The following is an 11,605-nucleotide window of genomic DNA, read 5'->3' as shown; positions in this document are numbered from 1 at the left end:
AAATTGAATGACGGCTTTATTGTCTGTATATACTATATAAGCCCTTTTTAGAAAACCATAGTTTTATGGCTATACGTGTTTTGCAATATAAGGTTTCATGTTGATTTCCGTATAGCAGGAGTTTTGACAGACTTATTAAATGAGTTGATGATTGCTGCTTATATTTTGATAGGTGTATTATTATGACATCTGTTTTATGAGTGTTCCAGGAGTTTGAATAATTATAGCCGGAAAGGTAATCCGGAGCATTCGGAAATGATCTTCAGTATTTCGAAAGGCAATATCAGTTTTTTGAAGTATTGGCTTAGATCTGGGAATGAAAACACCAACGCTAAGAATCATTATAAGAAGACTTCGACAGGAAACCCCAACCCTTAGAAGCTTTACCTGAAGACTTAGAAATGAAACCCTAATACTTAGAAATTAGGATTTAGAATTTATTATTTAGTCTTTTATCTTCTGCTCTTCCCTTCCACAACGATCACAATCTCCCCTTTGATCTTTTGCTTTTCGAAGTGATTGACCAGATCAGACAAACTGCCACGGACATTCTCCTCATAGATTTTGGTCAGCTCACGCGAAACCGATGTCCTGCGTGATTCTCCGAAGTATTCCGCAAGCTGCTGGAGCGTTTTTAACAGCCGGTAGGGTGATTCGTACAGTATGACGGTCCTTGTTTCTTCCGCCAGTAATTCCAGTCTTTTCTTCCTGCCTTTCTTGTGGGGCAGAAATCCTTCGAATACAAACCTGTCGCAGGGCAATCCCGAATTGACGAGGGCCGGGATGAAAGCCGTAGCCCCGGGCAGGGTCTCCACTTCCACACCCTTGCTCAGGCAGGTTGAAACCAGCAGGAAGCCGGGGTCCGAGATACCGGGGGAGCCGCTGTCGCTAACCAAAGCGGCAGTCTCATCGTTTTCGGCAAGCCGTTGCACCAATGAGTCTGTCTTCTGATGCTCGTTGAACTTATGGTGTGATTCGATACGGTTCCGTATCTGATAGTGATCCAGCAGCTTCTTGGTGTTACGGGTATCCTCGGCCAGTATGAAGTCAACCTCCCCGAGTATCCTGACAGCCCTGAAGGTGATGTCTTCCAGGTTACCGATGGGAGTGGGGATAATATAGAGTTTGGACATTAAATCACTTCATTTATAATTATTCCAGGATCAATATAATTGCTGTTGGAACAGATAATTATCAAGCACCAAAATTCAAGCACCAAATTTCAAACAAGCACCAAATTTCAATGTTACAATTTTTAAAACTGGGTTTGTAAATTCATATAAGCTGATCAAACAAATCAACTGGAAGCTTATAACGTGGGTTTGGATCATTGAAAAATTGATCATTGGATATTATTTGATATTTGTGATTTGTGATTTGGAATTTATTATGCTTTCCAGGTCGTATACAAAATATCCTTCGTTTAAGCGCATTATATTGTATTGTTACGAAACAAACCTCCTTCTCACCAATTCCATGAACCTGATCACTTCAGGTTTGTCTTCATCCCAGTTGAAACGCTCTTGAATATACTGTTCGGCTTCCTCATAGTTGGGCATTTCATTGATGATCTGTATGGCCTCATAATAGGCATTTTTATCTCCGCCAAAAAGTTCCCGGATGAAAAGGAACCGTTCATTCAGCCCGATGGCCTTGTTAAGGTCCTGGATGGGCTTCGCCTGTATCTTGGATGAGATGTTGTTTTGTGATTGTTTCCTGGCCAGGCTGTCGTGCATAGAAGTTTTGGTATTGTAAAATCTGTCCGCCAGTATCTCGGGTATGTCTTCGTTCTCGGGCCGGTTAACGGTTTTGCTTTCCTCGACCGATTGATCTTCATACTGTATCCGCGAGGAGGCGTTTTCTTCCGGGAAGGTCGTTTTCTTTTCCTCTTTTTCCTGCTTTTGGGAAGTTTCTTTGTTGGGTTCTTCTTCCTTTTCCTTTTCCTTTTCTTTCCTGGTTTCTTCCTGAGCCCGTTTTTCATTTTCTGCAGGCTCCCCGGATGAAGGATGCTTCTTCTTTGCCGGTTCCTGTTTCTGCTTTACCTGCTTCTCCGGTTGATCTTCTGACTGATAGTCGAAGGAGATGCCTTCAGATTGAGTTGCAGGAGCTTCGTACGGATAATTCCGGTCGATTTGCAGGAGTTCATCATACAAATGACGAACTTTTTCAGTGAGGATGTCCATTTCGATCTTGGGAATGGCACGGGCATTTTTGAAATCTACGGTATAATTCTCAATTTCCTGAATATCCTCTAATATCTTGTCAAGTTTGTGGTTAAAATCCATATTTTTGTTTTTAATTTTATGGTTCTACAAAAATAACGAAACTGTAGGAAAAATTTGATACAAATGAATAAGAACCTTTATACCGGATATAGTGTATAAAACCATAGAACACAAATATAAGTCAACCAGATAAAAACAGTCTTATGCCTGATTATACCATTACCGACCTGGCCCGCCATACCTCCGGGGAGTTGTACCGGGGGTCCGAAGCAATCATCCGCCATCTTGCCATAGACAGCCGCAAAATTTTTTCCGCGAAAGATACAGCTTTCTTCGCTATAGAAGGTGAGCGGCACGACGGGCATGATTATATTCCCGGATTGTGGAATAAAGGGGTGAAGAATTTTGTTGTCTCACGTCTTCCGGATCATATGGAAGACTATCCCCACGCCAATTTCGTTAAGGTACATTCTGCCTTGAGGGCTTTGCAGCAATTTGCTGCTTATCACCGGAATCAATTCGATTATCCTGTTATTGGAATTACCGGAAGCAACGGAAAGACCATTGTAAAGGAATGGATTTACCATGTTCTGGAAGATCAGTATAAGATTATCCGCAGTCCGAAAAGCTATAACTCTCAGGTAGGCGTTCCGTTATCCGTGTGGGGCATGAGTAAGGAATACAACCTGGCAATGTTTGAAGCCGGCATCTCACAGCCCAATGAAATGTTCAGGCTGGAAAACATCATCCGGCCGGATATTGGAATTTTTACCAATATTGGCGAGGCACACCAGGAGAACTTCCGGGACCTGCAACAGAAGATCGATGAGAAGATACAACTGTTTGAAGAATCTGAAGTGTTGATCTACTGCAAGGATCATGACCGGATTCATAAGCGCATTAAGGTAAGCGACCAGTTAAAGAACAAACAATTTGTGACCTGGTCTTTGGAAGGTGATTCGGATCTGAATATTGAGCAAATCAACAAAGGCAATACCCATACTACCATTGAAGGAGAATACCACGAACGGGAAGTGAAGGTTGTTATACCCTATATTGACCGGGGATCTGTTGAAAATGCCATCCATGTGTGGCTTTTGATGTTACATCTGGGTATCGGTGAAGGGTTGATTCGGCGAAGAATGGCTGATCTTCCTGTTATTGCCATGCGCCTTGAGATGAAAAAAGGGATCAACCATTGTACCCTTATTAACGACAGCTACAATTCCGATCTCGGCTCACTTGATATCGCCCTCAACACCCTTAACCATCAGAATCAGCACCGGAAAAAAACGCTGATACTTTCTGACATCCTTCAAAGTGGCAGGGAAGAACGGGAGTTATACAATGAAGTAGCCGACCGGGTGCAACGGAATAAAGTGGACCGGCTGATCGGAATAGGGGAGTCCATATCTGCCAACCAGGATTGTTTTGGGTTACCGAAGAAGTTTTATTCCTCTACGGAACAATTTCTGGCCGCTTTATCGGAACAGAATTTTTATGATGAGGCCATTCTCTTGAAAGGTTCCAGAAAATTCCATTTTGAGAAGATCAGCCATGCCCTCGGGGAAAAGATGCATCAGACCTTGTTGGAGATAGATCTGGATGCTATGGTGGATAACCTCAATTATTTCCGTTCCCTTCTGAAGAACGGAACCCGGATCATGGCCATGGTCAAAGCCTTTTCCTATGGAAGTGGCACTTATGAAATAGCCAATCTCTTGCAATACCAAAGGGTGGATTACCTCGGTGTGGCATTTGCCGATGAGGGCGTTACCCTTCGTGAGGCAGGAATCACCATGCCCATCGTGGTAATGAATCCTGAAGAAGAAAGTTTCGGGTTGATGCTCGATTACGAGCTGGAGCCGGAAATATACAACTTCCATGTGCTGGGTAAATTTAGCGAAATGGTACACAATTACGGGAGCACAGAATATCCGGTGCATATCAAACTGGATACAGGTATGAACCGCCTGGGATTTAAACCCCTGGAGGTTGATGCCCTGATCGATCAGCTTCTTGACCGGAATTTTCTGAAAGTGCATTCGGTGTTTTCCCATTTGGCTGCTAGCGACGAACCCGCTCAGGATGCTTTTACCAAAAGTCAGATCAGTCTGTTTGAATCCCTGAGTGATAAGATAACGATATCACTGGGATATCCGGTAGTACGTCATATATTGAATTCAGCCGGTATCGAGCGTTTTCGGGAGTTTCAGTTCGACATGGTACGTTTGGGCATTGGATTGTATGGCATCAGTGCGGTAGATCAGAGTCAACTGCGTAACATAAGCACGTTTAAAAGTACCGTCATCCAGGTAAAAGAGGTGGCTAAAGGCAGTACCATCGGATACGGACGAAAAGGCAAGGCCGATCATCATATGAAAATTGCCGTGATACCGGTAGGATATGCGGATGGGTTCTCCCGGGCTCTGAGTAATGGAGTTGGCAGGCTTTATATCAACGGATACTATGTTCCCGTGGTAGGAGATATCTGTATGGACATGTGTATGGCCGATATCACCAATTGTGAAATAAAGGAGGGGGATGAGGTGATCGTTTTCGGCGATCAGATACCCGTTACCGAACTTGCTGAAAAAATGCACACCATTCCCTATGAGATTTTTACCGGTATTTCCGAAAGGGTGAAAAGGGTGTATTACCAGGAATGAGATAGGTAGAAATTAAATAAATATCTCCTATGATAAGCAGCGAAATGCTCGGTTTTCTCAGCGATTTGGCAGCCAACAACAACAAGGAATGGTTTCATGCCCATAAAGCCCGTTATCAGTTGGTTCGAAAAGAATTTGAACAGTATATCGCATACCTGATTGCTGAAATTGCTTCTTTTGATGATTTCATAAAAAATTTGCAGCCGAAAGATTGTATTTTCCGGATCAATAGAGACATTCGTTTTTCCCGTGACAAACTGCCCTACAAGAAAAATTTCGGCGCTTTCATCGCACCCAAAGGTAGAAGGGCCGGGTATGCCGGGTACTATTTTCATGTAGAACCGGGTAATTCGTTTGCAGCAGGTGGTATCTACAGGCCTTCCTCCAAAAGTTTGAAAGCCATACGTACGGAGATATACGAGAATACAGCTGAATTTAAGGGGATCATCTACGATCCCGGCTTTATGGAGCAGTTTGGTACAATCGTTTCCGACGGCAAACTGAAAACTGCACCCAAGGGCTTCCCGAAGGATTTTGAAGATGTAGATCTCCTGAACTACAAGGATTATACGGTGTTAAAGCCGTTTGAAGAAGATCTGCTGACATCAGAAGCGCTTACGGAGGAAATTATGGAAGCCTTTGAAACGGTTTACCCTTTAAATCAGTTTATCAATGAGGCGATTGACTTCCATACGGAAGGGTCTGCGTATTAAATTGTTATTTATAATTGAATGTTTATAAAGTGATAGACATGAATTTTTGCCACAAAAAATAAATAACCGCCAATGATGGTTTAATATTTGCCAGCCCAGTTGAATATTTCGCCGGCCTCTTTTAATATATCCGCTAATTTTTAATGGATTCTGATGGTTTTGATCTGACCAATATGCCACCCAATAAAGAAACACCGGGAAGGATAAGAATTGGGAAGGCAAGGAATATTTGAATTCCGGCAGGGAATGGGATGAAATTATACACTGGTAAGCATAACAAGAGAATGATAAAAGAATAAACCATTTCATTACGGTTGATCCTTTTTCGGATGATATTCATTATCCCATACGTAATTAATCCGGCAAGCAAACCTGTAATTAGTATCGTTTCCAGTATCCAAAAAAAGGGTATGTCCCCGGGATTCAGTTTCCAGGCAAGGGTAATGGGAGGAAAATGCCATGCCATGGAGAAGATCCGGGATAAATTGTCGGCAGAAAAGATACCCGGCCATAGGATGAGACCGAAGAGTGCAGAAATGGATAAAGGAATCAGATAAGTAGCGTTTTTTCGGTTGATCAGCATGCCTGAAACAAGAATAACAGATAACATCGCCAGAATTCCATGGGTCATAAAAAGATGGACCAGAAAAACCACGACCAGGAAATGATTTTTTCGCATCAGGCTGAGGAATAAAAGCAGAAAAAAGATCATACCAAGAATCAGATGGGGGTAATGGCTCAGTGTGTACCGTATGGAAGGGCTTATGATGGACCAGGTTCCTATAAAAATCAAGGTATAGAGATGGAGTTTCAATTTTGATGAAAATTTCAGCAGTACCCAGGCCAAAGTACCACCCAGGAAAGCAGACCCTGCATTAAATGCAGTTTCCTGTGATTGAAAGATGTAGGAAAGCAGCTTATAAAAGTAAAATGTTAACGGACCTGCGGCGAAAAGATCCGGCTCTTGGCCGGATGTCTTTTGCATGAAGAGCACATAATTATCTCTGTGGGATACTGTAAGGGTACCTTCTGATGAAAGAAACAGATAATAAGCCATGCCCGCCAGAACAAGAAATCCAAAATAAAAAAACGGCGACTCTACCAGACGTTTCATGTTTCAAATACAATTATCAGGTATTGCTTGTTTACTGTGTTTCCTTCTTTGAACCAATTCAAAGCTCAAACCTTAACCCGAATTATTCAAGAATAATTCTGACGCTATTGAAAAACCTGGCTTTTTGCTTCAAAAAATTTCGCAAAAAGCCGGTTTTTCTAATGCGGGGTTATCTGCATCCATCCCGCAAACCATCCCGCATTCAAAAACTTCACTATCCCGCTTCTTCAGCGGGATAGTGAAGTTTTTGAATAATGCAGATTAAAATTCATGGGCAAACCCTTTCATTCATCTCAATGATCACCTGATGATTATCAATAACAGGTCATTTCAAAGCATTCCTTTCTGATTTCTAACAGGTAAAGGATTCAGGCGCTGGCTTCACTCTTCCTGAGCCGTTTCCTTTCATTTTCATCCAGAATGATCTTTCTAAGTCGGATCGATTTGGGTGTTACTTCAATGTACTCATCTTTTTTGATATATTCCATGGCTTCTTCCAAAGAGAATTTGGTAGCCGGTATGACTGTGGTTTTATCATCGGAGCCGGCGGCCCTTATATTGGTCAGCTTCTTGGTTTTGATGATATTCACCACGAGATCGTCATGTCGGGTGTTTTCACCTATTACCTGCCCGGCATATACTTTTTCGGTGGGTTCTATAAAAAAGTTTCCTCTGTCCTGCAGTTTCTCAATAGAATAGGGTATAGCAGTTCCTGTTTCCATGGCAATCAGCGAACCTGTATTGCGGTTGAGTATATTGCCTTTCCAGGTCTCATAGGTATGAAAGCGGTGATTTATGACTGCTTCACCTCCGGTTGAAGTAAGGATCAGGTTGTTGATACCGATCATCCCCCGTGCTGGAATCTTAAATTCCAGTGCTGTTCTGCCGTTTTTATTTTCAATGTTGATAATTTCTCCTTTTCGCTGGGATGCGATCTCAATAACTTTGCCTGAGAAGGATTCCGGTATGTGAATGGTCATAAGTTCCATAGGCTCGTGCATTTCTCCGTTCTTTTCTTTCAGGACTACCTGGGGCTGACCCAGTTGAAATTCGTAACCCTCGCGCCGCATGGTTTCTACCAGGATAGAAAGGTGCAATACCCCTCTTCCGAAAACATTCCATTTTTCCGGAGAATCCGTTTCCTCTACCTTAAGCGCCAGGTTCTTTTCGGTTTCTTTGAAAAGCCTTTCGCGAAGATGTCGGGACGTCACATATTTTCCCTCCTGACCATAAAAAGGTGAAGTGTTAACCGTAAAAAGCATGCTCATGGTGGGTTCATCAATGAGTAGCGGTGGCATGCCTTCCGGTTTTTCTATATCTGCTATGGTATCACCAATATCGAAATTATCAGGCAGAAGCACGGCCACAATCTCTCCGGCACCAACCGGGTTTTTTACTTTCTCTTTGCCCAGTCCCTCGAATACATAAAGCTCCTTGATCTGAGATGGAATGATGGCTCCGTTGTTTTTTACAATTGACACCCTCATGCCTGCCTGGAGGGTTCCTCTGGATATTCTCCCCACAGCTATACGGCCCAGGTAAGAGGAATAATCAATTGAGCTTACCTGAAGCTGTAGTGTGCCCGAAGCTTCTTGTGGAGGTTGGATGTGATCCAGTATGGTATCCAGCAGATGAGAAACATCATTGGATGGATTCCTGTAATCGTCAGACATCCATCCTTCTTTTGAAGAACCGAAGAGGGTGGGAAAATTCAGTTGTTCTTCAGTGGCGTTCAGGTGGAACATCAGATCGAAGACAGATTCCTGTACCTCTTCAGGCAAACAGTTGGGTTTGTCAACCTTGTTGATAACTAGGATGGGTTTGAGCCCCAGTTTCAAAGCTTTCTGAAGCACGAAGCGGGTCTGTGGCATGGGCCCTTCCAGGGCATCTACCAATAAAAGTACCCCGTCAGCCATATTCAGCACCCGTTCCACTTCACCACCAAAATCCGAGTGGCCCGGCGTATCTATGATATTGATCTTGGTTTCTTTATATCTTACCGATACATTTTTTGAAAGGATGGTGATGCCCCTTTCTCTTTCCAGATCATTGGAATCCAATATCAGATCACCGACATCCTGGTTCTCACGAAAAATTTTTACCTGGTGTAGAATCCGGTCTACAATGGTTGTTTTGCCATGGTCAACATGGGCTATAAGTGCTATGTTTCTAATATTCTTCATAAGTGTATTGAAAAAAGAGCTGCAAAATTAATCTTTATTTTGTTATTATAGCTATTCCAGCCGGGAAAATAATACCAAACTACTTAACTCCGGACATGGTACTTACCGTTAGTTTAGGGAAATTTGTTTGCAGCTCTAGCTGCGGGAAGAATAATTCGTATTAGAATGGGGTAGTCGGGGAGAAATAGAAGAACTTTATGATTCAGAGACAAGGTGATGTGATTTCACAATTCTTTTCATACATTTGTGGGATACCTGTTACACATTTAATACATCCGACCTATGAGTAAGAACAAAAAGAAGAAAAAGAAGAATTCCGGCTTTGTTTATTCTACAGATCCCAATTTTCAATATAATTTGGACGAAAATACCGAAGAGGAAACATTGCCGCCGCAACAACAAGATTTGCGTATTAGCCTGGACCGACGCCGAAGAAAGGGTAAAGAAGTTACCCTGGTAACCGGTTTTGTTGGGAATGAAGAAGATTTAAAAGATCTTGGCAAGGAAATAAAAACAAAAATGGGTGTAGGTGGCTCTGTGAAAAACGGAGAGCTTATTATACAGGGCGATCTCAGGGATGATGTATTGGGTTTTCTCAAATCCAGAGGATATAAGGTTAAAAAGGCAGGCGGATGACTGTTTTTGGTTCAATAACATTCCACAATAAGACTGTAAGGCGTTTTGAACCCAAATTGTAAATATTGAGAAGAGGCAATGGAACAGAGGGATTATATACTGCGTGAAATAGAAAAGATACATGTAGTGCTGCAAGCTTTATTGGGGAGAATAACAGGTGGCAGCACCGATCTTCCCCCGTTGAATAAGGATTTTGAGCAGCTAAATAAACAAATGATTAATGATACCCGTGTGGATCTGAATGTATTGTTAAAATACGGGCCGAATCAAATGGACAATATTTTTAAAAAAGAGTACGGGTATAGCGAAGCGAATATTGAACTATTTGCCGATATGCTGGCAGAGATGGCCAAAAAAGCAGAAGGACCCCTGAAAGACCAGCTCAATCAGAAGGCCCTTGAAACCTATGAGTTTGTAGACTCTATAAGCAATAGCTTTTCCTTTGACCGAAGAAAAAAGATGGATGTTTTGAGAAAATCCGGGTGAATTATTCTATAATTTATTTTTAATGCAGAGCAAAATGGAAAACCGGTTTACCTCAGTAATGTCAGAACGATCCAATGAAGAACTGATGGATATCCTGCTCAGGAAGAGGGATGATTATCAGTTCGAAGCTGTAGATGCTGCCAGAAATGAATTGAGAAGAAGAAAGCTAAGCCATCAACAGTTTGAAGAAATTACGGATTGGATTCAAAAGAAAAAGCAACAGGAACAGGAGAAGGATGAATACCGGCAATCCTGGATTGAATCCATGAGCAATTATTTCCGGGTTCCGGCTAATTTACCCATGAATATTAAAATTGGAGCCTGGCTGATCTACTTTAGCCTTTTGTTTGATATGCTCCGCGTATTTTTATTGCATCATCATGAAATCACACATTCAAGTCCCGGGCTCCCAACCATAATGGCCACAGCAATCTATGTATTCATTGCATATATGATCCACACAGGAAAAAATTGGGCAAGACTCATTTTTATAACTTTTTTATTCACCCATCTGTTACTATATCCTTTCTATCTGGAAAGCAGTTTTCAAACAGGGATTGTTTTCGGCTCACTTCTCAGTGCAGCCCTGGGTGCACGATTGGCTGTTCTGGCCCTTTTGCTCGGTAAATCTGCGAAAAACTGGTACCGGAGTAACCACGGTACCTTCGTAAGCCCTGGGAATATTCAGATGAGAAAGCCGGTTATGGCTTTGATCATTGCCATCCTTTTTGGAGTATATATGTTTCGCCCCATCATCGCTAATTTCTATCAGTTCAAAGCCTACTCCATCTGGGTGACTTTATTGATTGTTCTGGGAAATATGGTATTGCTCATTTGTATCTTTTTTCTTTGGTATGGCTACCTGCGCCGGGAATTTTTTCAAAAGAGTTGTTAATATTTTTTTCCGATATGTTTTTTATATATCGAAAAACACTTTACCTTTGTTGCGGTTTTTAAAAAAACGATGTACCAATCTAAACCAGCCAAATTAGTTCTTAGTGACGGTAAAGTATTCCATGGGAAATCTTTTGGTTATGAGAAATCGGTTTCAGGGGAAATTGTGTTCAACACCGCTATGACAGGGTATCCTGAAAGCCTTACCGATCCTTCCTATCACGGTCAGATACTTGTTGCAACCTATCCTTTAATCGGAAATTATGGAGTTCCCGAGGAGAAGCAATCCAATGCCATACCCGATCATTTTGAATCGAGCCGGGTACAGATAAGCGGGTTGGTTATCTCGGATTATTCTTTTAATTACAGCCACTGGAATGCGGCCAGAAGCCTTTCCAACTGGCTGATGGAAAACAGGGTTCCCGGTATTTACGGGGTGGATACAAGGGCATTGACCAAGATCATCAGAGAAGAAGGGGTTATGTTGGGAAAAATCATAATTGACGAGGAAGAGGTTGATCTGTACGATCCCAATGAAGAAAATCTGGTGCAAAAAGTAAGTACCTCTGCGGTTCAAAAGTATGGGGATGGAAAATATAAGGTAATATTGCTGGATTTGGGGCTTAAGAACAACATCATCCGGTGTTTGGTTAACAGGGATACCACTGTTGTCCGGGTTCCATGG

General features: G+C 42.2%; 10 protein-coding genes. 6 read left to right on the top strand and 4 right to left on the bottom strand.

Translation table 11 applies throughout. The features are described from left to right. Window positions 1–452: 452 nt before the first annotated feature. On the bottom strand, window positions 453–1,133 hold the full coding sequence (gene rsmI, locus KGY70_10605) for a 16S rRNA (cytidine(1402)-2'-O)-methyltransferase (GenBank protein ID MBS3775630.1): 681 nt from the start codon (window positions 1,131–1,133) through the stop codon (window positions 453–455). 312 nt (window positions 1,134–1,445) lie between these two features. Beyond that, entirely contained in the window at window positions 1,446–2,285 is an 840-nt protein-coding gene (locus KGY70_10600) for a hypothetical protein (protein ID MBS3775629.1), read from the bottom strand. Between the two features lie 143 nt (window positions 2,286–2,428). Here KGY70_10600 and KGY70_10595 point away from each other — a divergent pair, with 143 nt between their 5' ends. Then, a complete protein-coding gene (locus KGY70_10595) occupies window positions 2,429–4,894 on the top strand; it encodes a bifunctional UDP-N-acetylmuramoyl-tripeptide:D-alanyl-D-alanine ligase/alanine racemase (protein MBS3775628.1) in 2,466 nt (821 codons plus the stop codon). A 29-nt stretch (window positions 4,895–4,923) separates the two neighbouring features. Further along, entirely contained in the window at window positions 4,924–5,607 is a 684-nt protein-coding gene (locus tag KGY70_10590; protein ID MBS3775627.1) for a DUF2461 domain-containing protein, read from the top strand. 133 nt (window positions 5,608–5,740) lie between these two features. On the opposite strand, the gene KGY70_10585 is transcribed toward KGY70_10590, so the two are convergent. Next, on the bottom strand, window positions 5,741–6,721 hold the full coding sequence (locus tag KGY70_10585; protein MBS3775626.1) for a hypothetical protein: 981 nt from the start codon (window positions 6,719–6,721) through the stop codon (window positions 5,741–5,743). 368 nt (window positions 6,722–7,089) lie between these two features. Beyond that, window positions 7,090–8,904, bottom strand: coding sequence for a translational GTPase TypA (gene typA / locus KGY70_10580; protein ID MBS3775625.1), 1,815 nt, complete (start codon window positions 8,902–8,904; stop codon window positions 7,090–7,092). Between the two features lie 282 nt (window positions 8,905–9,186). Here typA and KGY70_10575 point away from each other — a divergent pair, with 282 nt between their 5' ends. The 4 genes from KGY70_10575 to KGY70_10560 form a co-directional block, all read left to right on the top strand. Next, window positions 9,187–9,540: a translation initiation factor gene (locus tag KGY70_10575; protein ID MBS3775624.1), complete on the top strand. Its 354-nt coding sequence runs from the start codon at window positions 9,187–9,189 to the stop codon at window positions 9,538–9,540. Window positions 9,541–9,618: 78 nt separating this feature from the next. Next, window positions 9,619–10,026, top strand: a complete 408-nt coding sequence (locus tag KGY70_10570) for a hypothetical protein (GenBank protein MBS3775623.1) — start codon at window positions 9,619–9,621, stop codon at window positions 10,024–10,026. Between the two features lie 22 nt (window positions 10,027–10,048). Beyond that, the gene (locus tag KGY70_10565) at window positions 10,049–10,921 is read left to right on the top strand and encodes a hypothetical protein (GenBank protein ID MBS3775622.1); all 873 of its coding nucleotides are present in this window, start codon (window positions 10,049–10,051) and stop codon (window positions 10,919–10,921) included. A gap of 69 nt (window positions 10,922–10,990) precedes the next feature. Further along, the coding region (locus KGY70_10560) for a hypothetical protein (protein ID MBS3775621.1) at window positions 10,991–11,605 on the top strand (615 nt) is incomplete at its 3' end.

This window comes from Bacteroidales bacterium (genome assembly GCA_018334875.1).
Taxonomy (GTDB): domain Bacteria; phylum Bacteroidota; class Bacteroidia; order Bacteroidales; family UBA12077; genus JAGXLC01.
This window is presented reverse-complemented; position numbering and strand designations above follow the sequence as displayed.

Bases quoted from the DNA above. Each gene is read 5' to 3' on its own strand.
- rsmI (MBS3775630.1), bottom strand. From the start codon at position 1,133: ATGTCCAAACTCTATATTATCCCCACTCCCATCGGTAACCTGGAAGAC.
- KGY70_10585 (MBS3775626.1), bottom strand. From the start codon at position 6,721: ATGAAACGTCTGGTAGAGTCGCCGTTTTTTTATTTTGGATTTCTTGTT.
- KGY70_10595 (MBS3775628.1), top strand. From the start codon at position 2,429: ATGCCTGATTATACCATTACCGACCTGGCCCGCCATACCTCCGGGGAG.
- KGY70_10570 (MBS3775623.1), top strand. From the start codon at position 9,619: ATGGAACAGAGGGATTATATACTGCGTGAAATAGAAAAGATACATGTA.
- KGY70_10590 (MBS3775627.1), top strand. From the start codon at position 4,924: ATGATAAGCAGCGAAATGCTCGGTTTTCTCAGCGATTTGGCAGCCAAC.
- KGY70_10600 (MBS3775629.1), bottom strand. From the start codon at position 2,285: ATGGATTTTAACCACAAACTTGACAAGATATTAGAGGATATTCAGGAA.
- KGY70_10575 (MBS3775624.1), top strand. From the start codon at position 9,187: ATGAGTAAGAACAAAAAGAAGAAAAAGAAGAATTCCGGCTTTGTTTAT.
- KGY70_10565 (MBS3775622.1), top strand. From the start codon at position 10,049: ATGCAGAGCAAAATGGAAAACCGGTTTACCTCAGTAATGTCAGAACGA.
- typA (MBS3775625.1), bottom strand. From the start codon at position 8,904: ATGAAGAATATTAGAAACATAGCACTTATAGCCCATGTTGACCATGGC.